The sequence below is a fragment of the Pseudomonas sp. R4-34-07 genome (assembly GCF_003852375.1).
GTDB lineage: Bacteria > Pseudomonadota > Gammaproteobacteria > Pseudomonadales > Pseudomonadaceae > Aquipseudomonas.
Window position 1 is genome coordinate 4,409,789 of record NZ_CP027760.1, and the last position, 19,877, is coordinate 4,429,665.

The 19,877-nt window shown below is 61.6% G+C and carries 23 protein-coding genes; 2 read left to right on the forward strand and 21 right to left on the reverse strand.

From position 1 onward, the window contains the following. Positions 1–46: 46 nt before the first annotated feature. Positions 47–424 carry a Rho termination factor N-terminal domain-containing protein gene (locus C4J85_RS20260; protein WP_124410579.1) on the forward strand — a complete coding sequence of 126 codons (378 nt, stop codon included), beginning with the start codon at positions 47–49 and terminating at the stop codon, positions 422–424. Between the two features lie 116 nt (positions 425–540). On the opposite strand, the gene C4J85_RS20265 is transcribed toward C4J85_RS20260, so the two are convergent. The 20 genes from C4J85_RS20265 to C4J85_RS20360 all read right to left on the reverse strand — a co-directional run bounded on the left by C4J85_RS20265 (position 541) and on the right by C4J85_RS20360 (position 18,160). Next, positions 541–1,458: a PfkB family carbohydrate kinase gene (locus C4J85_RS20265; RefSeq protein ID WP_124410580.1), complete on the reverse strand. Its 918-nt coding sequence runs from the start codon at positions 1,456–1,458 to the stop codon at positions 541–543. Then, positions 1,451–2,917 (reverse strand): cytosine permease, encoded by a 1,467-nt coding sequence (locus tag C4J85_RS20270; protein ID WP_124368016.1) that lies wholly within the window; start codon positions 2,915–2,917, stop codon positions 1,451–1,453. The genes C4J85_RS20265 and C4J85_RS20270 overlap by 8 nt, the downstream gene beginning before the upstream one ends. A gap of 51 nt (positions 2,918–2,968) precedes the next feature. Further along, complete coding sequence (locus C4J85_RS20275; RefSeq protein WP_124410581.1) at positions 2,969–3,970, reverse strand: ADP-ribosylglycohydrolase family protein; 1,002 nt, start codon at positions 3,968–3,970, stop codon at positions 2,969–2,971. Beyond that, a complete protein-coding gene (locus tag C4J85_RS20280; protein WP_124410582.1) occupies positions 3,967–4,680 on the reverse strand; it encodes a GntR family transcriptional regulator in 714 nt (237 codons plus the stop codon). Before C4J85_RS20280 ends, C4J85_RS20275 begins: the two co-directional genes overlap by 4 nt. Positions 4,681–4,750: 70 nt before the next feature. Continuing rightward, entirely contained in the window at positions 4,751–5,311 is a 561-nt protein-coding gene (locus C4J85_RS20285) for a DUF1285 domain-containing protein (protein WP_124364001.1), read from the reverse strand. A gap of 16 nt (positions 5,312–5,327) precedes the next feature. After that, positions 5,328–5,933 (reverse strand): DUF4823 domain-containing protein, encoded by a 606-nt coding sequence (locus C4J85_RS20290; RefSeq protein WP_124368019.1) that lies wholly within the window; start codon positions 5,931–5,933, stop codon positions 5,328–5,330. Positions 5,934–6,134: 201 nt separating this feature from the next. Continuing rightward, positions 6,135–7,103, reverse strand: a complete 969-nt coding sequence (locus C4J85_RS20295; protein WP_124368020.1) for a GTP 3',8-cyclase MoaA — start codon at positions 7,101–7,103, stop codon at positions 6,135–6,137. Positions 7,104–7,242: 139 nt separating this feature from the next. Further along, positions 7,243–7,908 carry a TetR/AcrR family transcriptional regulator gene (locus C4J85_RS20300; RefSeq protein ID WP_124368021.1) on the reverse strand — a complete coding sequence of 222 codons (666 nt, stop codon included), beginning with the start codon at positions 7,906–7,908 and terminating at the stop codon, positions 7,243–7,245. 445 nt (positions 7,909–8,353) lie between these two features. Then, positions 8,354–9,139, reverse strand: a complete 786-nt coding sequence (locus C4J85_RS20305) for a TatD family hydrolase (protein WP_124364005.1) — start codon at positions 9,137–9,139, stop codon at positions 8,354–8,356. 63 nt (positions 9,140–9,202) lie between these two features. Further along, entirely contained in the window at positions 9,203–10,192 is a 990-nt protein-coding gene (locus C4J85_RS20310; RefSeq protein WP_124410583.1) for a DNA polymerase III subunit delta', read from the reverse strand. After that, positions 10,185–10,817, reverse strand: a complete 633-nt coding sequence (gene tmk / locus C4J85_RS20315; RefSeq protein ID WP_124410584.1) for a dTMP kinase — start codon at positions 10,815–10,817, stop codon at positions 10,185–10,187. The genes C4J85_RS20310 and tmk overlap by 8 nt, the downstream gene beginning before the upstream one ends. 19 nt (positions 10,818–10,836) lie before the next feature. After that, positions 10,837–11,958 (reverse strand): endolytic transglycosylase MltG, encoded by a 1,122-nt coding sequence (gene mltG / locus C4J85_RS20320; RefSeq protein WP_124368024.1) that lies wholly within the window; start codon positions 11,956–11,958, stop codon positions 10,837–10,839. Further along, on the reverse strand, positions 11,959–12,774 hold the full coding sequence (pabC, locus tag C4J85_RS20325; protein WP_124368025.1) for an aminodeoxychorismate lyase: 816 nt from the start codon (positions 12,772–12,774) through the stop codon (positions 11,959–11,961). Next, positions 12,774–14,018, reverse strand: coding sequence for a beta-ketoacyl-ACP synthase II (gene fabF, locus C4J85_RS20330; RefSeq protein WP_124364010.1), 1,245 nt, complete (start codon positions 14,016–14,018; stop codon positions 12,774–12,776). Before fabF ends, pabC begins: the two co-directional genes overlap by 1 nt. Positions 14,019–14,146: 128 nt before the next feature. Beyond that, positions 14,147–14,383, reverse strand: coding sequence for an acyl carrier protein (acpP, locus tag C4J85_RS20335; protein ID WP_010566559.1), 237 nt, complete (start codon positions 14,381–14,383; stop codon positions 14,147–14,149). Between the two features lie 191 nt (positions 14,384–14,574). Further along, the gene (gene fabG, locus C4J85_RS20340) at positions 14,575–15,318 is read right to left on the reverse strand and encodes a 3-oxoacyl-ACP reductase FabG (RefSeq protein WP_124368026.1); all 744 of its coding nucleotides are present in this window, start codon (positions 15,316–15,318) and stop codon (positions 14,575–14,577) included. Positions 15,319–15,347: 29 nt separating this feature from the next. Continuing rightward, positions 15,348–16,292 carry an ACP S-malonyltransferase gene (fabD, locus tag C4J85_RS20345; RefSeq protein WP_124410585.1) on the reverse strand — a complete coding sequence of 315 codons (945 nt, stop codon included), beginning with the start codon at positions 16,290–16,292 and terminating at the stop codon, positions 15,348–15,350. A 126-nt stretch (positions 16,293–16,418) separates the two neighbouring features. Next, positions 16,419–17,429, reverse strand: coding sequence for a phosphate acyltransferase PlsX (gene plsX, locus C4J85_RS20350; protein ID WP_124410586.1), 1,011 nt, complete (start codon positions 17,427–17,429; stop codon positions 16,419–16,421). 4 nt (positions 17,430–17,433) lie between these two features. Beyond that, positions 17,434–17,616, reverse strand: a complete 183-nt coding sequence (gene rpmF / locus C4J85_RS20355) for a 50S ribosomal protein L32 (protein WP_008152339.1) — start codon at positions 17,614–17,616, stop codon at positions 17,434–17,436. A 13-nt stretch (positions 17,617–17,629) separates the two neighbouring features. Then, complete coding sequence (locus C4J85_RS20360) at positions 17,630–18,160, reverse strand: YceD family protein (RefSeq protein ID WP_124364014.1); 531 nt, start codon at positions 18,158–18,160, stop codon at positions 17,630–17,632. 105 nt (positions 18,161–18,265) lie between these two features. Between C4J85_RS20360 and C4J85_RS20365 the strand changes: the two genes are divergently transcribed. Then, positions 18,266–18,844, forward strand: coding sequence for a nucleoside triphosphate pyrophosphatase (locus C4J85_RS20365; protein ID WP_124410587.1), 579 nt, complete (start codon positions 18,266–18,268; stop codon positions 18,842–18,844). A gap of 36 nt (positions 18,845–18,880) precedes the next feature. On the opposite strand, the gene C4J85_RS20370 is transcribed toward C4J85_RS20365, so the two are convergent. Then, positions 18,881–19,864 carry a S49 family peptidase gene (locus tag C4J85_RS20370; RefSeq protein ID WP_124410588.1) on the reverse strand — a complete coding sequence of 328 codons (984 nt, stop codon included), beginning with the start codon at positions 19,862–19,864 and terminating at the stop codon, positions 18,881–18,883. Positions 19,865–19,877: the final 13 nt, after the last annotated feature.

Genomic DNA, 19,877 nt, shown 5'->3' on the forward strand with positions numbered 1-19,877 from the left:
CATTTCTGGTCTGGCCCCGCAGCTGGGGCCAGAAGGAGTTTTAGCGATGCCTCGTGGAAGCAAAGCCAAATACACCACCGAACAGAAACGCAAGGCCGCTCATATCGAAGACAGTTATGAGCACAAGGGCGTGTCCAAGGAAGAAGCCGAAGCCCGTGCCTGGGCCACCGTCAACAAGCAGTCTGGCGGCGGCGAAAAGGCTGGATCCGGCAAACGCAAAGCACCGGCGAAGAAGGCCCAGGATCGCCAGGATTCGGCGAAGCGCGCAGCAGCCAGCCGTGAGGGACAGCCTCGCAGCAGCCGCGCGTCGCTAGGCACGCAAACCAAGGAAAGCCTGATGAAAGAAGCGCGGGCCAAGGATATTCCCGGGCGTTCGACCATGCGTAAGGATGAGTTGATCGAAGCGCTACGCAAGGCCGGTTGAAAAACACCGAACAAATGTGGGAGGGGGCTTGCTCCCGATGGCGGTGGGTCAGCCAGTTCATCTATAGCTGACCCACTGCCACGGGAGCAAGCCCCCTCCCACATTTTGATGTGTGTTTATTCAGAAACTAATGCGTCGACCTCGGCGGTGCCAGGGGAAGTTGCCGGCCCCCAGCGCATCACCGCCAACGCCGCTGCCGCATTCGCTCGACGGGCCGCCTCAACCGGTTTCAAGCCCTTTGCCAATCCGGCAATAAAGACCCCCGCATGCGCATCCCCCGCGCCATTGCTGTCCACCGCCTGCACCTTGAAACCCGGCACATGCCTGATATCGCCCACCTGCCCCACCCAGCAACCATTCGGCCCATCGCGCACCACCAACAGCGCCTCGGCCGGCAGGTGTCGACTCAACTCGGGCAACGCGGCGGCGATATCCATGGCCCCGGTGAATGCCAGGGCTTCAGGGCCGTTGCTGGTCCAGATATCGATACGCGGCAACAACGCGCGCATCAAGGCCGAGTCCGGCGCCTTGACCAGCGGGCCCGGATCGAACACCACCATCACCTTGCGCGGCAGCGCCAGCAACCAGTCGATCAGTGGCTGCGCCTTGCCTTCAAGCAGCAGGCTGTAACCACTGACATACACGTAATCGTCGGCACGCGGGACGATGCCGGCGAGGTCTTCGGCACTGAGTTCACCCTCAGCACCCAGATGGGAAATGAACGTGCGCTCGGTGGTGGCCTCGGTCAGGGCCACGCACAAACCCGTGTCCTTGCCGCTGCTCGCCGGCAGTGCCATCTCGATACCTTCGGCCTGCATCGCAGCGCGGGCCAGGTCACCAAATCGGCCGCTGCCGTGCCGCCCCAGGTAAACCACCGGCAGGCCATTGCGCCGCGCCGCAGCCATGACGTTAAAGCCGCCACCGGCTTCGAAACGGGCAGAGCTGGCCAGCACGTCGCCACCGCTCGCCGGTAACCTATCCAGGGCCATGACCAAGTCAACGATGACCTGCCCGGTGTGCAGCAATCTAGACATTAGGGCTCTCGACTAAAGCCGCACGCCGATCGGCCGCGCCGCCCAATACTGCGTACACCCCGCCGGCTACCAGGAAGGTGACGACCCAGCCGAGGCCGTTATGGCCGAGCCAGGAGTCGGACAGCGGCCCGGCAAACCAGATGTTGTCGGCGGTGGTGCCGATGGTGGTGAAGCTGAACCCGAGCACGATGGCCAACGCCCACGCGCCAAACGCGCGCCACTCCACACCGCCGCGATACCAGTAGGCGCTGCTCGAGCTGACATCCAGCAAATCCGTGGGGCTGTAGTAGTGACGGTGAATCAGGTCGACCACGAAAATCCCCACCCAGGCGGTGATCGGTACCGCCAGCAACGAGATAAAGGTAATGAACGGGCCGTAGAAGCTGTCGGCGATCAGCATGAAATAAATGGAGCCGGCAAAAATCGCCACGATGTCGACGATCACCGCATGCACACGCTTGACCTTCAAGCCCAGGGTCAGGGTGGTGAGGCCGGCGGAATACACCGACAGGTTATTCGACAACAGCAGCCCGCCGAACGCGGTGATCAGGTAGGGCACCGCCATCCAGGTCGGCAGCATGTCGCGGATTGCAATGATCGGGTCCGTGGCCGACGCCAGGTCGTTGTTACCCACCGACAGCAGGCCACCAAGGGTGATCAGCAACACCAGTGGAATGCCCGCGCCGAACGCGGCGGAGGCCACCAGGCGCACCGCCTTGACGCTGCGATGCTGGTAACGCGACATGTCGGCACCGGCGTTGGCCCAGCCGATACCGGTGCCGGCCGCCATGGTGCCGACGCCGATGATCATGGCGCTCAGCGGCGCCGGGGTGGCATTGAACACTGCGCTCCAGTCGATGGTGGCGCAGAGGAAGCCGCCCACCAGGATATTCAGGGCGCCGAACACGTAGGTCGCCCATTTCTGGATCACCAGCAAGGTGGCATGGCCCAGGCCGGAAACGGCCAGGGTCAGCAGCACGAAGAGGCCGATGAAGATCAGGGTAAGCAACGGCGCGCTTTTCGCTTCCACCGGGGAACCGAACAGGATCGAGCACAGCGACAGCAACACGAAGGCGGCCGTGGTGGTGTTGACCGTTTCCCAGCCCAGGCGCGACATCAGCGACACCAGGGTCGGCCCGATATTGCCGCGTACGCCGAAGATCGCGCGGGACAAGGTCAGGCTGGGCGCGCGGCCACGGCGACCGGCGATGGAGATGATGCCCACCACCGCGAAAGAGCCGGCAGCGCCGAGGACCGCGACGATTATCGCCTGCCAGATGGCCAGGCCACGAAACGCCACCAGCGTGGCGCCGAGCGGCAAGCCGAGGATGCTGATATTGGCCGCGAACCATACCCAGAACAGCTGCAGCGGATGCCCGTTGCACTCGCCTTCCGGGACCGGTTCGATGCCGCGCGTTTCCAATTGCCCGGCGCCTTGGCCGGAAGAGGGGCTGCTCATGTGGGGGCTCCTGATGCTTTATTGTTGTGGTTGTGGCAACGCGTCAATGACTCAACGCAACGCGAGCAGGCTTTGCACCAGCGGTTGCAGGTCCAGGCCATTCACGCGTTTGACCTGCTCGACCATCGCGTGCGGCCAGCACTGCATGCCCAGACAGGCACCGAGCATGGCGCCGAGGATCGCAGCGATGGTGTCGGTGTCGCCCCCCAGGCTCGCGGCCAGGCACAGCGCCTCGAAGGCGTTCATGTCACCCGACGCGACTTGCTGCGCGAGGGCGAACGACACCACCACCGATTCCTGGGACGCGACGGAGGTGCCGATCAATTCATAGAGCAAGTCGGCGAACAGCGCGTTGTCGCCGCTGCCGACGCTCAGGGTGCGGGCCCAACTGATGCGGGTGGCGATGCGTCCGCCGGCTATCCAGTGGCCGTGGTGTTCGGCCTGTTGCGCAACCTGTGTGCCGATGTTGAGCGCTTCGCCCAGGTCGACGCCGTTGATGCCGGCCGAAACCACCGCCGCGACCGCTGCCGCGCTGGCAATGCCCAGGCTGGTGTTATGGGTGACCTGGCAGGCCTGGATCACCGCCTGGATAAACCGCGCCGGGTCGCTGACATCGGCGGCGATGCCGACCGGCGTGATGCGCATGGCCGCGCCATTGGTGGTGCCGTAGCGCCCGGATTCTTCGGGAGTGTGCCCGGCGAGAATCATGTCGATCGCACGCTTGGTGGACGGCCCGAGCAAATCCTGGGAGCCCTTGGCGCGCATGGCCGCTTCCCAGTCGATCAGGCGTCGGGCGAGCACACTGGGTTCGATAATGCCGTGGCCTTCCACCAACAACTCACCGACCAGAATCGCCTGTTCGGTGTCATCGGTGATGGAACCGGCGGGCATGTTCGGCGCGATGGGTTGATCGGGGCCAGCGTCTTGCAGGGCGGTGATCGCACCGAAACGCTGCCGGACTTGCTCACGGCTCAAGGATTGGGTGGGCATGCCCAGCGCATCGCCCAGGGCCAGGCCATAGAAAGCGCCAAGCGCGCGAATTTCAGCAGTCATTTGGAAGCCCCGAATTGCAGGTGCAAACGAAAGTGCAGCGGGTCGAGCAAGCTTTCAACATGCTCCATGAAACGCTCACGACGGTCATAGGTTGTGCGCGAGGCCTTGAGAAATACCGTACCGGCCGGGCGCCCGAGCAACTGCGCGTCGTCATCGCTCAGGGCCTCGGCGCCAAGCCATTGGTCGCCTGCGGCGCCTACATAGCCATAGGCCGCCAGGGTGATGGTCAGGGAATTGTCGATCAGGCCGATGCGGGGCAGGCTTTCCAGGTCGCCGGTGGCCGGCATCAGCGAGCGTTCCAGGGACACCGCCGTACCGTCGGCCGTGCGTCGCAGGCGGTCGAGGGCAATGAAGTGTTCGCTGCCGAAACGGCTGGCCAAGTCAGGGCGCGTCACCGCTTCGAAGCGCAACACCTCGGTGCTCACCTGCGCGCCGGTGTCCGCCAGGGCCTGGGCCCAACCGTGGCGTTGGTCGAGCCCCATGCCGTCAAACGTGACGATGGAGCCGACACCGCTTTGGGTGGCGATGTAGTTGCGGCGCTTGAGCTCAGCCAGCGCTTCGCGCAGCGTGCCACGACTGACCGCAAACTCTTCGGCCAGTTGATGCTCACCGGGCAACAGGAAGCCGTCGGCAATCACCCCACCCTCGATACGGCGGATGAGTTCGTCGACGACGCGTTTTTTCTTATCGAATCGAACATGTCTAATCATGTACAAATTGATACCCGAAAGCCGACCTTCCCAGCAAGCGAATTATTGCAGGACAGTCAGAAAACCGGCCTCAGGGCTCCAGGCCAATTGGGTAAAACTCCCCGCTGCTCCATACGCCAAGCCAGTTTTGACCATTGATCGGACGGCTCACGGCCAGCTCGACCAATTGGTAGAACGCATTGCGGTGCACCAGGGCCTCGAGGTTGCTGCGCACCCGCAGGTAAGGCGCCGGTTCCTCGGTGAGCGGATCGATCACCACACGCAGCGGGTGTTCAGGGCCGGCGTCGATCTGTTCGTCGACATTGGTGGTAAACGTAAGCACCTGGCTTTCGCCCTGCCCTTGCACCTCGAGCGTGACGGCGACGAAGGGCGCGTCATCGACGCGGATGCCGACCTTCTCCACGGGTGTCACCAGGAAATAATCATCGCCATCGCGGCGGATGATGTTGGAGAACAACTTGACCATGGGTTTGCGCCCGATAGGCGTGCCCTGATAGAACCAGGTGCCGTCACGGGCGATGCGCATGTCGATATGGCCGCAGAAATCCGGGTTCCACAGATGCACCGGCGCCGGCCCTTTACCTTTGGGCAGTTGCGCCAACAGGTCGTTGGCCTTGGCGGTATCGGTCATGGGGGTCTCCTCAGGCTTACTGATCACTCATGCCCAGCAAGTTCCGGGCGTACTGGGCCAGGGGTCGGGCGATCAGATCTTGTGGCGAGTTGTCGTGGAACGTCAGTAAACCGCCACGACTGCGAATACGTGCAGTATCAATCAAATACTGGGTACTGGTCTCGATCAACATGATTTGGATCACGCCGCTGTCCAGGCCAAGGCGGTCCAGCGCTTGCTGGTCGGTCCACTCATCGGCGTTGCCGATACGGTCGTCGGCTGCCGCAAAACGGCAATACAGCAAGTAGTGAGCCCCCGCCGCGCGCGCTTCGGCCATGGCCTGCTCAAGGCCTTCAGGCTGACGGGCGCGACGCACCATGGGGAAATATTCGACGAAGCCGTTGAAGGCTTCTTCGGCTACCACGTTCGGTCGCGGATACGCGCTGCCGGGCGGGACGAAAGCGCCCTGGGCGATAAAGATAAAGGAGTCCGGCTGCACACGGACCGAGGCGGTGCGGCGCGTATCGCTGTGGTCGAGCAAGCCGGCGTCGCTCATCTGATAGCGGGTGCCTTCGGCCATATCGCTGACGGTCATGCAACCACTCAGCGCCAACGACGCCAGCAACAAAACCAGACTACGCATCCTATTCCTCCAGAAGCCGGTGACGGAAAACCGGCGAATGGGCGTGAGATGCAGAATCTGCGCCAGCTTGAATCAAATGTGGGAGGGGGCTTGCTCCCGATAGCGGTGTATCAGCCAGCTTATCTTTAGCTGACACACCGCCATCGGGAGCAAGCCCCCTCCCACAGGGGATGTGCGCTGACTGACTGGCATTCGAGCAAATCAGCCGCCAATGATCTTCATCACCGTCGCGCCGCCCGAGAACGCTACTTCCTGCTTGTCGCCCAGGGCCTTCATCAACAGCCCCTGCAACGCCGGCAGTGCCTGGTGGCGCGGCTGGTCCAGCAGGTCGCCGACGTAGTGACGGTTGCTCGACGACAGGCAGCCGTGCAACCAGCCCGTGGAGGACAGACGCAAGCGCGAGCAGGTACGGCAGAACGGCACGCTTTCATTGGCGATCACGCCAAAGAAGCCCTTGCCCGGCACTTCATAGCGCACGGCCGTGGCGTCGACAGGCGCATTGGCTTGCAGGTATTCGTGGTGTTCGCCGATCAGGCTGAGCAATTGTTGCAGGCTGACGAATTGCTGCAGGAACGCGTTGGAGTCCTTCGCCAAGTGCCCCATGCGCATCAACTCGATAAAGCGCAGCTCGTAGCCCCGCTCCAGGCAGTAATCGAGCAAGGGCATCACCTGGTCCAGGTTCTGGCCACGCAGGGGCACCATATTGACCTTGATCTTGATCCCGGCCGCGCGGGCCTGGTCCATACCGTCGAGCACCGTGGCCAGGTCGCCACCGCGGGCGATACTGCGGAAAGCGTCGGCATCCAGGGTGTCGAGGGAAACGTTGATGCGCCGGATACCCGCGTCTACCAGCAGCGGCAGCTTGCGCGCCAGCAACTGGCCGTTGGTGGTCAGGCTGATATCGCTGAGCCCCATCTGCCCCACGGCGTCCATGAAGGCTTCCAGCTTGGGACTTACCAGCGGCTCACCACCGGTAATGCGCAAGCGGTCGATGCCCGCCGCTTCGATCAGATAAGCCACGCCTCGCGCCATCGCCTGGGCCGAGAGTTCGTCCTGCGCAGCGACCAGCCGCTTGCCGTTGGGCACGCAGTAGGTACATGCGTAATTGCAGGCTGAGGTCAGGCTGATCCGCAAATTGCGAAACCGCCTGCCTTGACGATCAACGATCATGAACCACTCCGGCAGAGGATATTTCGGGCGTGCTAGAAGCTGACTTATAAATCAGCTTTTAGCAAGATCCTTGCCTGAGTATATTCCTAGGGTACTGCGCCTGGCAGTAAATCATTGAGCCATCAGCGTGATGAATGACTCAGGCAGTGGGTGCTTCGCCAGCTTTTTCCGGGCCCGGCAAGTCAGCGCTGTGCTTGCGCTTGTTGCCCATGCGCACGCCGATGTCCATCAGGAACTGAAAGAAGCCTTCCTGGTCTTCCAGCACATTGCTCCAGAACGGCGAGTGGTACAGCGCGACGGCGCCATGTACCAGGGCCCAGGCGGCGCAGTAGTGGAAATACGGCGGCACGTCTTCGAGCTTGCCTTCACTGATACGGCCCTTGATCAGCAAGGTCAGGCGTTCGAAATTCGAGGCGCGGATCTTGTGCAGTTCCTCGACCATTTCCGGCACTTGATGGCCCTTGACGACCTTTTCTTCCAGGCGGTCAAACAGGCGGTAGCGCTGCGGGTCGCGCATGCGGAACTCGAAATAGGCTCGGGACAAGGCTTCTTTGTCCTTGTCGACATCGGCCGAATGTAGCAGCTCGTTCAAGTCGCGCTCGTAGTCGAGCATCAGGCGCAGGTAAATCTCGGCCTTGGACTTGAAGTGCTTGTAGATAGTGCCTTTGCCGATACCCACGGCATCCGCGATCATCTCGACGGTGACGCTGTCTTCGCCTTGTTCGAGGAACAATTTGAGTGCGGTGTCGAGAATTTCCTGCTCACGGCGGCGAAACTCACGGACCTTACGGGGTTCTTTATGCATGAGGAAGAGGTCTGCAAAGGTCGGAATAGGGAGGGTTTCGCGCGCCATGGATACGTGGCGATACGATTTACCCGATGCGAGGGATTATCCCGACTGAACGGTCGTTGGGCAACGCCTATGTGAACCCGTTACGCACTTAACTTTCAATACGCCAACGATTTTGGCGATATCAGTCAGAAACAATACGCACCACTCGACCCGAGCATCCTGTGCAATGAGAACTCAAGCGAAGAGCGCGTATTCCAAATCTGTTTAAAAAACGACCAATCGACACTGGACTGAATCGGATAGTGATCAATACTTCAAGTGTCGGCGCGACATCTCCCCCAAGTGACGCGTCGACCTGGGTACCGACGGACTGTGTGCCCTTGTTTTACTCCTAATGGTCTTAGCCCGGATTCACCCCCCAGAACCCGGGTTTTTTTTGCCTGGGATTTGAGCGCGATCAGCAGGCCACATGGGCCAGTGGAAACAAACGCCTGAAGTTCTCAGTGGTCTGCTCGGCGAAGCGCTCGTAGGACTCACCGCGCAGCATTGCCAGATAATCCGCCACGTCACGCACATACTCGGGCAGGTTCGGCTTGCCGCGATGGGGGATCGGCGCCAGGTATGGCGAGTCGGTTTCCACCAGCAGCCGGTCGGCAGGCACCTGGCGGGCGACATCACGCAGCGCGTCGGCATTGCGAAAGGTAACGATGCCCGACAGGGAAATATAGAAGCCCAGGTCCAGGGCAGCCTTGGCCATCTCCCAATCCTCGGTAAAGCAATGCAATACACCTGCCTGGGGCAGCGCGGCTTCACGCAACAGCGCCAGGGTATCGGCGCGAGCCCCACGGGTGTGGACGATCACCGGTTTGCCGGTCTGTTGCGCGGCCTGCAGGTGCAGGCGGAACGAGGCCTGCTGCAGGTCGGCGGCTTCGGGTTCGTAGTGGTAATCCAGACCGGTTTCGCCAATGGCGACGACGCGCGGGTGATTGAGCTCGCCCAACAGCCAGTCCAGGGCCGGTGCTTCGCCGGGTTTGAGATCCAGCGGGTGGATACCCACCGAACAATCCACGTCGGCGTAGCGATCGGCGAGGGCTTTGACGTCGGCGGCGTTTTCGGCACTGACGCCGATGCACAGGAAGTGCCCTACCCCGCGCTGGCGCGCAGCCTCAAGGGCGGCGTCAAGGGAGCCGCCATGCTGAGCGAGGTCGAGTCGATCAAGGTGACAGTGGGAATCTACGAGCATGGGTCTCTACAACTTGAGTGACGGAACGTGTCTGGCCAACGATACACCCGCTGGCCACGGAAATTAACGCCGGCCGAGCAGACCGACCCACTGCACCAGCAGCGCTTCGAGCAAGAGCACGCGGTTGAGGTTGGCCTTGCCGAGCACCTTCTGGCGCTGGGCGAGGATCCAGTCCTGAATGCTCAACACCTTGTCCTGGGCACTTTTCTGCGCCAGGTATTGCACCACCTTGCGCATGTCCGGCAGGCCCAGGCCGTTTTCGTCCTGGGTCAGCTGGTAGCGCAGGATCAGGCTGGACCAGTCGCAGAACCAGTCGAACAGCAGCAACAGGGGAATGTCCTTCCACGCAGTTTCGGCCAATTGCGTGGCGGACAGTTCCTGTTTGATCAGCTTCTTCACCCCGTCCACGACCAGTGCACGTTGCTCGCGCACGCCCTGGGCTTGCAGCTTCACCGCAGCCAAAGGGGAACCGGCGGCCAGGGTCAGCAATTCAACCCGTTCTTCTGCCGAGCAGTCCGGCAGCGCCTGCGCCAGCCATTGCAGGCTCATGGCCTCGCTCGGCAACGGGCACGCCTGCTGCACGCAACGGCTGCGGATAGTCGGCAACAAGCGGCTGGAGTGATGGCTCACCAGCAATAGCACGGTGTCGCCGGACGGTTCTTCAAGGCTTTTGAGCAAGGCGTTGGCGGCGTTGATGTTCATCGCCTCCACCGGCTCGATCAGCACCACCTTGCGCCCGCCCATCTGCGCGGTTTGCACCACGAAACTGACGAGGTCACGGACCTGGTCGACCTTGATCGCTTTGTCCGCTTCCTCAGGTTCCAGCACATAGTTGTCAGGATGGCTACCCGCCTTCAGCAGCAGGCAGGATTTGCATGCGCCGCAGGCTTCCAGGCCGACCGGGCGCTGGCACAACAAGCTGACCATCAAGCGTTCGGCAAGGGCGCGCTTGCCGATGCCTGTCGGGCCGTGCAGCAAATAGGCGTGGGCGTGCTGGGCACGGCCGGCCAATTGTTGCCAGAGGCCGTCCTGCCACGGATAGGCATCAGCCACGGGCGCGCTCCAGCAGGGTGGGCAACAGCGCATCGATGGCGTGCTGCACCTGCACCAGCGGCTGAGCCGCATCGAGCAGGTGATAACGCGCAGGCTCCGCCTTGGCACGCGCGAGGAACGCAGCGCGCACAGCGTCGAAAAACCCCTGGCCTTCCAGCTCGAAACGATCCAGGCGGCCGCGTGCACTGGCGCGGGCCATCCCCACTTCCACCGGCAGGTCGAACAGCAGGGTCAGGTCTGGACGCAGAGCGCCCTGCACGAAGGTTTCCAGGGTAGCGATACGCTCCAGGCACAACCCACGACCACCGCCCTGGTAGGCGTAGGTGGAGTCAGTGAAACGGTCGCAGATCACCACGGCGCCGCGTGCCAGCGCCGGTCGGATGACCTCGGCCAGATGCTGGGCACGGGCGGCGAACACCAGCAGCAGCTCGGTGTCCGGATTCATCGGTTCATCACCCGGCGCCAGCAATACTTCACGGATGCGCTCGGCCAGCGGGGTACCGCCGGGCTCACGGGTCAACACCACTTCGATGCCCGCAGCACGCAGGCGCTCGGCCAGGTAGTCGCGGTTGGTGCTTTTGCCGGCGCCTTCCGGGCCTTCGAGGGTTATAAACAAGCCAGTCACAGGCAGTCCTTAGTCAGAGTCATTGCGGGCTTTGCGGGGCGCTGGTGTCCGGCGCAGGCTCTGCCGGTACGTCAACCGGTGGCACCGCGTCGTCCAGCGGCTTGGCCGTCGGTGCCGGGCTGGAACGGTAATCGGTGCGGCGCTTGAGCTGAAACTCACGCACGGCGGCATTATGCGCATCCAGGTCATCCGAGAAAATATGGCTGCCATCGCCACGGGCGACGAAATACAGGCTGCTGCCCGGCACCGGGTTCAGTGCGGCATGAATCGCCTCGCGGCCGACCATGGCAATGGGTGTCGGCGGCAGGCCGGCGATCATGTAGGTGTTATAGGGGTTGGCTTCCTTGAGATGGGCGCGGGTCAACTTGCCGTTGTAGCGCTCACCCAGGCCGTAGATCACCGTGGGATCGGTCTGCAACATCATGCCCATCTTCAGGCGACGCACGAACACACCGGCAATTTGCCCGCGCTCTTCGGGCACGCCGGTTTCCTTTTCCACCAGGGAGGCCATGATCAGGGCTTGATAAGGTTCTGTGTAAGGCGCATCCGCGGCGCGCCTGCTCCACTCCTGGGCCAGTACATCATCGAGGCGGTTGTAGGCTTTCTTCAGGAATTCGACATCGGTCATGCCGCGCACGAAACGGTAGGTGTCGGGAAAGAAGCGGCCTTCAGGGAATACGCCAGGATGGCCGAGCTTGTCCATCACTTCGCTGTCACTGAGGCCCGAGAGGCTCTGCACGATCTTGTCATGCTTGGCCAGGGCCGAGCGTACCTGGCGAAAGTTCCACCCCTCCACCAGGGTCAGGCTGTATTGCACCACTTCCCCACGCTGCCACAGGCCGATCAGGCCTTCGGCGGTCATGCCTGGGGTCATCCGGTATTCGCCGCTGTGCAGCGGCTGGCCCTCAAGGTTGAAACGCCAATAAAGACGCAGCCAGAAGGCACCGTCGAGCACGCCATCGGCTTCCAGACGATTGAAGGTGCCAGTGGGCGTCGCGCCTGCCGGCACATCGAGCAATTGCTCCTGGGTCAAATGCAACGGCTGTTTCAAGGCAGCGTTGTATTTCCAGGCGCAAAAGCCCGCCAGCAAAGCCGCCGAGCACACACCGATCAGCAGCAGCACAACCAGTTTTCGTATCACTCAAATATCCAATAGCGCGCGAACAATGCCTTGCAGTTTACGGGTGAGCGGGCCAACCGACCAGCTCATCCCAGCGCACTCGCGTACCGGCCAGATGCCATAAACGCTGTTGCACACAAAGACTTCGTCGGCCTGCTGCAACTGTTCGAGGCTGATGTCGGCCACAGCCACCGGGACGCCCAGCACTTGCGCCTGGGCCAGGATCTCGGCGCGCATAACGCCGGCAACGCCGCAACGCTTCAGATCAGCGGTTAGTAACAAGCCATTGCGCACCAGGAACAGGTTGCTGAACACGCCTTCAATGACACGACCGGACGTATCCAGCATCAAGCCTTCGGCATGCTCGGCATCCCGCCATTCGGCGCGGGCGATCACCTGCTCAAGGCGGTTGAGGTGTTTGAGCCCGGCCAGCAGCGGTTGTTCGGCCAAGCGGGTGACACACGCAAACAGGCGGATGCCGTCGGTTCCATGGGTTTCGGGATAAGCGGCAGGCGGACTGCCCTGCAGGATACGGCGCGCAGCGGCCTCGGGGTCGATGCCATAACCGCGCTGGCTGTCGCCACGGGTCAGGATCAACTTGAGCACGCCATCGCCAAGGGCTGTGGCATAGGCCAGCACCTCGCTACGGACCAGCCCGTGATCTGCGGCTAACCCAAGGCGCCTGCAGCCCTCATGGAGGCGCTGCAGATGACGGTCAAGCAGCACCGGCTGCCCGGCCTTGACCGCGATGGTTTCAAACACCCCATCGCCATACGCCAGGCCGCGATCTTTCAGGGGCACGCTGTCCGCTGGCTGACCGTCGACCCAGCTGTGCATCACTCGGCGAACCGGCGGAACACCAGCGAGCCGTTAGTGCCACCAAAACCAAACGAGTTGGAGATCACCACGTCGATCGGCATCGGTTGCGCTTCGTGAGGCACGAAGTTCAGGTCGCAACCTTCGTCCGGCTCATCGAGGTTGATGGTCGGCGGAGCGACCTGGTCCTTGATGGCCATGACACTGAAGATCGCCTCGACCGCGCCCGCCGCGCCCAGCAGATGGCCGGTCATGGACTTGGTGGAGCTGACGGCCAGCTTATAGGCATGCTCGCCGAACACCGACTTGATGGCCTCGGCTTCCGCCAGATCGCCGGTTGGCGTCGAAGTGCCATGGGCATTGATGTACTGCACCTGGTCGGCGTTGACCTTCGCATCGCGCAAGGCGTTGGTGATGCAACGCGCGGCACCGGCACCGTCGGCCGGTGGCGAGGTCATGTGGTAGGCGTCGCCGCTCATGCCAAAGCCGATCAGCTCGGCATAGATGGTGGCACCGCGCGCCTTGGCATGCTCCAACTCTTCCAGCACCAGGGCGCCGGCACCGTCGGACAGTACGAAACCGTCGCGGCCTTTGTCCCACGGACGGCTGGCACGGGTCGGTTCGTCGTTGCGGGTCGACAGCGCACGGGACGCGCCGAAGCCGCCCATGCCCAGGCCGCAGGCGGCCATCTCGGCGCCGCCGGCGATCATCACGTCGGCTTCATCGTAGGCGATATTGCGCGCCGCCATGCCGATGCAGTGAGTGCCCGTGGTGCACGCCGTTGCGATGGCGTAGTTAGGCCCCTGTGCGCCCAGGTGGATCGACAGGAAACCGGAAATCATATTGATGATCGAGCCCGGCACGAAGAACGGTGAAATTCGACGGGGGCCGGAATCGTGCAGCGTGCGGCTGGTTTCTTCGATATTGGTCAGGCCACCAATACCCGAACCCATGGCCACGCCGATGCGCTCACGGTTGGCGTCGGTGACCTCCAGGCCGGCATTGCGCACCGCCTGAAAACCGGCTGCCAGGCCGTACTGAATGAACAGGTCGAGCTTGCGGGATTCCTTGATCGAGAGGTATTCCTCGACATTGAAACCCTTTACCGAGCCGCCAAAACGGGTGGAATAGGCAGAAAGGTCCGTGTGTTCGATCAGACCGATACCACTGTGGCCAGCCAGAATGCCCTGCCAACTGCTTGGCACATCCGTGCCCAGTGGCGACAACATACCCATACCGGTGACTACGACGCGTCTACGCGACACAGCACTCTCCTTTTTCTAATGACGACACTTTGCTTCGCAGCGTACTTTTCGTCACCGCTTAAAGAAAAAACCGCACGCCGTTACAGCAGTGCGGTTTTTCCCTGACAGCAAGCGACGACTACAAACTATTACGCCTGGTGGGCAGTAACGTAGTCGATAGCAGCTTGAACAGTAGTGATTTTTTCAGCTTCTTCGTCCGGGATTTCGGTCTCGAATTCCTCTTCCAGAGCCATCACCAGCTCAACGGTGTCAAGGGAATCGGCACCCAGGTCTTCTACGAAGGAAGCAGTGTTGGTCACTTCTTCTTCTTTGACGCCCAGTTGCTCGGCAACGATTTTCTTGACGCGCTCTTCGATGGTGCTCATACCTTGTTTAACTCCTAATGGACAAATTCAGGCAGCTGGCCAGTGGGTAAGTGTATAGAAAGCCATTTCAGCTTTTCAACTGAAAGCTTCACCCTGTACCCGCTCTGCCACCTGCCTATAAATTAAGTTGCAGCTTTATAACGGATTTTAGACAGCTCGTATGACATATTTTTGAAGCGATCCGTCACAATTTAACTCATGTACATCCCGCCGTTCACTGGAATTGTAGCCCCAGTCACGTATGCCGCACCGTCGGATGCCAGGAAAGTGACCACATTCGCGATCTCTTGAGCCTGGCCCAGACGGCCCAGCGGAATCTGCGTCAGCAAGGCTTCACGCTGTGCTTCCGGCAGTTCGCGGGTCATATCGGTGTCGATGAACCCTGGAGCCACCGAGTTTACCGTAATCGACCGCGAACCGACTTCACGCGCCAGTGCACGGCTGAAACCTTCCAGACCGGCCTTGGCGGAGGCGTAGTTTACTTGGCCGGCGTTGCCCATGGCACCCACTACGGAGCCAATATTGATAATTCGGCCCCAACGCGCCTTGGTCATGCCGCGCAAAACGCCCTTGGACAGGCGGAACAGACTGTTCAGGTTGGTATCGACCACGTCGTACCATTCGTCGTCTTTCATGCGCATCATCAGGTTATCGCGGGTGATACCGGCATTGTTCACCAGAATCGCCGGCGCACCGAACTGAGCGGTGATCTCGGCCAGCACGGCCGCCACGGACGCATCACTGGTCACATTCAGCTCGAGGCCCGTGCCCTGCACGCCGTTTTCCTTGAGGGTCGCGGCGATACGCTCGGCGCCCGAAGCGGAAGTGGCGGTGCCGATCACAACGGCGCCCTGACGGCCCAGCTCCAGGGCGATGGCCTGGCCGATGCCACGGCTTGCGCCGGTAACCAGTGCAACTTTACCTTGCAGACTCATGCAGGCTTCTCCTAAGTACAAAATCGGGATTAAGCGTTCAGGCCAGTGCCGCGAGCGGCAGCGAAGGCTTCAGGGGTATTGAGGTTGGCAGTCGACACACCGTCGGCGCAGCGCTTGTTCAGGCCGGCCAGGACTTTGCCCGGACCGCACTCGACCAGCTCGGTGGCGCCGTTGGCGGCCAGGGTCTGCACCGATTCCACCCAGCGTACCGGCTTGTAAAGCTGCTCCAGCAGGTCGCGCTTGAGGGTGTCCAGGTCAGGGGCAACCGCCGCGCTGACGTTCTGCACCAGCGGGATCTGCGGCGCCTGCCAGTGGATGGCAGCGATAGACTCGGCAAAACGCTCGGCGGCCGGGCGCATCAGTTCGCAGTGCGACGGCACGCTGACCGGCAACGGCAGCGCACGCTTGGCGCCACGGGCCTTGCAGCCTTCGATGGCGCGTTCGACCGCCGCCTTGGCACCGGCGATGACCACTTGACCAGGGGAGTTGAAGTTGACCGCGCTGACCACTTCGCCCTGGGCCGCTTCGGCACAGGCTTCGATCACCACGGCGTCGTCCAGGCCCAGGATAGCGGCCATGCCGCCCTGCCCGGCCGGAACGGCTTCCTGCATCAATTGACCACGACGCTCGACCAGTTTGACCGCTTCAGCGAGGGTCAGGCTGCCCGCCGCGACCAGCGCGCTGTATTCGCCCAGGCTGTGGCCGGCAACGAATGCCGGGCGCGCGCCGCCTTCGGCCAGCCACAAGCGCCACAGGGCGATCGAAGCGGTCAGGATGGCCGGCTGGGTCTTATCGGTTTGATTGAGTTGCTCTTCCGGCCCCTGCTGGGTCAACGCCCACAGGTCGTAACCCAGTGCGTCGGAAGCTTCCTTGAAGGTGTCCAGGATCAGCGGGTATTGCGCGCCCAGCTCGGCCAACATGCCGAGGGACTGCGAACCCTGCCCTGGAAAGACGAATGCGAGGGATGTAGACATGTAACAAGCCCCTAATGATCTTGTCGTCGGAAAGAGGCGCCCCTACGGTGGGGGCGCACGAAACTGACAGATTGGATGGTCAATTGAACTGGCCGGTCACATTTAAGCATTCCCGGGCCAATTCGCCTAAGGCAACAGATCCTCGAGACGGCCGTGCAAACGTTGCGGCAGGTTTTCCTGAATCTCGATCACGGCCCGCGCAATGGCACTTTGAAAACCTTCCACACCGGCCGAACCGTGGCTTTTCACCACAATGCCCTGCAAACCCAGAAAACTCGCGCCATTGTGCCTGGCCGGGGCCAGGTCGGCCTGCAGACGGCGCATCAACGGCAGCGCCAGGGCGCCGACAGCACGCGACACCAGGTTCTGTTTGAACAGCGCTTCGATGCGCGTGGCGATCATGGTCGCCAGGCCTTCACTGGATTTGAGCAGGATATTGCCGACGAACCCGTCGCACACCACCACATCCGCTTCGCCCCGGTACAAACCGTCACCTTCGACAAAACCGATGTAGTTCAAGCCTCGCGCGCCCTGCAGCAACGCAGCGGCGAGCTTGACCTGCTGGTTGCCCTTGATGTCTTCGGTGCCGATGTTCAGCAAGGCTACGCGTGGCCGTACCACGCCCAGCGCTTCGGCCGCCACCGAGCCCATCACGGCGAACTGGAACAGGTGCTCGGCACTGCAGTCGACGTTCGCCCCCAGGTCCAGCAACTGGCAATAACCTTTCTGCGTCGGAATCGCCGCCACCATCGCCGGCCGGTCGATGCCCGGCAGCGTCTTGAGCACATGCCGCGACAGAGCCATCAGCGCGCCCGTATTGCCGGCACTGACACAGGCCTGCACCTTGCCATCGCGCAGCAATTGCAACGCCACGCGCATGGACGAGTCGGGCTTGCCGCGCAGGGCCGCTGCCGGCTTTTCGTCCATGGTGATGATTTCGCTGGCCGCTGTAACCGTCAGGCGCGCGCGATCCACCGCCGGATGGCTGGCAATCAGTTCTTCAAGAAGGGAGGGTTGACCGACGAGGGTCAGGTGCAGCGAGGGCGTTGCAGACAGGCTGGCAATGCAGGCCTGAACAATGCTGCGGGGACCGAAGTCCCCGCCCATTGCGTCAATCGCGATGACTTGAGCAGACAAGTGATTACTCGTCAGCGCCCTTGTCGATCACTTTACGGCCACGGTAAACGCCTTCTGGCGATACGTGGTGACGCAGGTGAATTTCACCGGTGGTTTTTTCTACAGACAGAGTGCTTGCCGTCAGGGCATCGTGCGAACGACGCATGTCACGGGCAGAGCGGGATTTTTTGTTCTGCTGAACAGCCATAATTGATTAACTCCTAAACGTTTGGGTCACGCTTTAACTGCGCCAATACACTGAACGGGTTGGACCGCGTTACCTCGTCCTCGCTCGGTTCGGGCTCGTCATCGAGACCCGCCGGCTGCTGGCATTCTTCCGGATGATGAGCAGGCACAATGGGCAAGGCGAGCAAAAGCTCCTCCTCGATCAGTGCATGCAGATCCAAAGGATCTTCGCCCAGTTCCAGCACGTCATAACCTTTCGGCAACGACTGGGTATTCGCACCCTCCTTCACCACGGCATAACTGCATTCGCTGTGGATCGGCAGGGTGACCAGCTCAAGACAACGCTGGCAAACCATCTTGACTTCGGTGTCGATAAAACTGTGGATTACCACAGACTTACGTTCATCTCGTTCAAAAACGAATTTGGCCTGGACCGCACCGACAGTGTCGGAAAGCGAGTCGCAGAGTCTCTCCAAATCGGCCAGCGGCAATTCACCTTGAAGGGAAGTGCCACGATCAGCCAATTTGCGCGGGTCAACGTGAGGTGGAATCGGGTCATTCAACATAGGCGCAGCATTATAGGGATGCACCCAGCCATGTCAAAGGAAATTCAGCCCTGTGCGTCAGCCGGTCACGCCGCTAGAATCTGCGGCTGCCTTGAGGAGACGTCCATGCTGCCTTTATTACTTGCGTCCAGCTCGGTTTATCGCCGGGAATTACTGAGCCGCCTGCACTTGCCGTTCACCTGCGGCGCACCGGATATCGATGAAAGCCATCGCCCGGATGAATCCGCCATTGCGCTGGTCAAGCGCCTGGCCGAAGAGAAAGCGCGCGCCCTCGCCGCCAGCCATCCCGGACACCTGATCATCGGTTCGGATCAGGTGGCTGCGCTTGAAGGACGGATTATCGGCAAGCCGCACACCTTCGAAAACGCCCGCGAGCAATTGCTGGCAGCCAGCGGCAAGCGTGTGAGCTTCCTCACCGGACTGGCGCTGCTCAATAGCGATACCGGGCACTGCCAGGTCGACTGCATCCCTTTTACGGTGCACATGCGCGAACTGAGCGTTGAACGCATCGAACGCTACCTGCGGGTCGAGCAGCCGTATGACTGCGCGGGCAGCTTCAAGGCCGAAGGCCTGGGCGTGAGCCTGTTCCAGAGCACCGAAGGGCCGGATGCGACCAGCCTTGTGGGCCTGCCGCTGATTCGCCTGGTAGATATGCTGCTGGCGGAAGGTGTGCAAATCCCCTAGATACACCACATTTTGTCCTGCATTTACTTTGAGCTATCAGCGCAGGGTCGGGCCCTGGAAGCCCATGTACAGGGCCAGCTTCTCAGCCACACTGGCGCCCAGTTTTTTGGAGAAGCGATCAAACGGCGATTCCTCAACCGTAAAATCCACCAACTCCTTCTCGCCAATCACATCCCGCGCCACCGAACTGGCACTGCCCAGGCCGTCGATCAAGCCCAGCGGAAGCGCTTGCTCACCCGACCACACGAGGCCGGAGAACAGCTCTGGATGGTCCTTGTCCTTGAGCCGATCGCCGCGCCCTTGCTTGACGCTGGCAATGAACTGACGATGGGTGGTATCGAGCACGCCCTGCCAGAACTGCGTTTCATCAGCCTTTTGCGGCTGGAACGGGTCGAGGAACGCCTTGTGCTCCCCCGACGTGTAGGTGCGACGCTCCACGCCCAGCTTTTCCATGGTGCCGACAAAACCGTAGCCGGCCGCCGTCACGCCAATAGAGCCGACCAGGCTGGCCTTGTCCGCATAGATCTGGTCGGCAGCGCTGGCGATGTAATAGGCACCCGAGGCCCCCAGGTCCGAGATCACCGCATAAAGCCTGATATCTGGATGCAGGGCGCGCAGACGGCGGATCTCGTCATACACATAACCCGACTGCACCGGGCTGCCACCGGGGCTATTGATGCGCAGGACCACGCCTTTGACCTTGGGGTCTTCGAACGCGGCGCGCAGGCTGCTGACGATATTGTCGGCGCTGGCGGGTTCCTTGTCGGCAATCACCCCGCGCACTTCGATCAAGGCGGTGTAGTGGCTGCCACGGGTGGCGCTTTTTTCCATGTCCATCAGCGGGCTGAACAACGCCAGCATGCCCAGCAGATACACGAAGGTCAGCAGCTTGAAGAAAATCCCCCAACGCCGTGAACGACGCTGCTCCTGCACGCTGGCCAACAAGGTCTTTTCCAGCAACTTCCAGCTTTTGTCGTCGCTGCTATCGGCCTTTTCAGGCGCTTTCCACTCGTCACTCATGCCATTAACCCCA

Coding starts and splice junctions, on each gene's coding strand:
- C4J85_RS20260 (WP_124410579.1), top strand. CDS start 47: ATGCCTCGTGGAAGCAAAGCCAAATACACCACCGAACAGAAACGCAAG.
- C4J85_RS20265 (WP_124410580.1), bottom strand. CDS start 1,458: ATGTCTAGATTGCTGCACACCGGGCAGGTCATCGTTGACTTGGTCATG.
- C4J85_RS20270 (WP_124368016.1), bottom strand. CDS start 2,917: ATGAGCAGCCCCTCTTCCGGCCAAGGCGCCGGGCAATTGGAAACGCGC.
- C4J85_RS20275 (WP_124410581.1), bottom strand. CDS start 3,970: ATGACTGCTGAAATTCGCGCGCTTGGCGCTTTCTATGGCCTGGCCCTG.
- C4J85_RS20280 (WP_124410582.1), bottom strand. CDS start 4,680: ATGATTAGACATGTTCGATTCGATAAGAAAAAACGCGTCGTCGACGAA.
- C4J85_RS20285 (WP_124364001.1), bottom strand. CDS start 5,311: ATGACCGATACCGCCAAGGCCAACGACCTGTTGGCGCAACTGCCCAAA.
- C4J85_RS20290 (WP_124368019.1), bottom strand. CDS start 5,933: ATGCGTAGTCTGGTTTTGTTGCTGGCGTCGTTGGCGCTGAGTGGTTGC.
- C4J85_RS20295 (WP_124368020.1), bottom strand. CDS start 7,103: ATGATCGTTGATCGTCAAGGCAGGCGGTTTCGCAATTTGCGGATCAGC.
- C4J85_RS20300 (WP_124368021.1), bottom strand. CDS start 7,908: ATGCATAAAGAACCCCGTAAGGTCCGTGAGTTTCGCCGCCGTGAGCAG.
- C4J85_RS20305 (WP_124364005.1), bottom strand. CDS start 9,139: ATGCTCGTAGATTCCCACTGTCACCTTGATCGACTCGACCTCGCTCAG.
- pabC (WP_124368025.1), bottom strand. CDS start 12,774: ATGCACAGCTGGGTCGACGGTCAGCCAGCGGACAGCGTGCCCCTGAAA.
- acpP (WP_010566559.1), bottom strand. CDS start 14,383: ATGAGCACCATCGAAGAGCGCGTCAAGAAAATCGTTGCCGAGCAACTG.
- fabG (WP_124368026.1), bottom strand. CDS start 15,318: ATGAGTCTGCAAGGTAAAGTTGCACTGGTTACCGGCGCAAGCCGTGGC.
- fabD (WP_124410585.1), bottom strand. CDS start 16,292: ATGTCTACATCCCTCGCATTCGTCTTTCCAGGGCAGGGTTCGCAGTCC.
- rpmF (WP_008152339.1), bottom strand. CDS start 17,616: ATGGCTGTTCAGCAGAACAAAAAATCCCGCTCTGCCCGTGACATGCGT.
- C4J85_RS20360 (WP_124364014.1), bottom strand. CDS start 18,160: ATGTTGAATGACCCGATTCCACCTCACGTTGACCCGCGCAAATTGGCT.
- C4J85_RS20365 (WP_124410587.1), top strand. CDS start 18,266: ATGCTGCCTTTATTACTTGCGTCCAGCTCGGTTTATCGCCGGGAATTA.
- C4J85_RS20370 (WP_124410588.1), bottom strand. CDS start 19,864: ATGAGTGACGAGTGGAAAGCGCCTGAAAAGGCCGATAGCAGCGACGAC.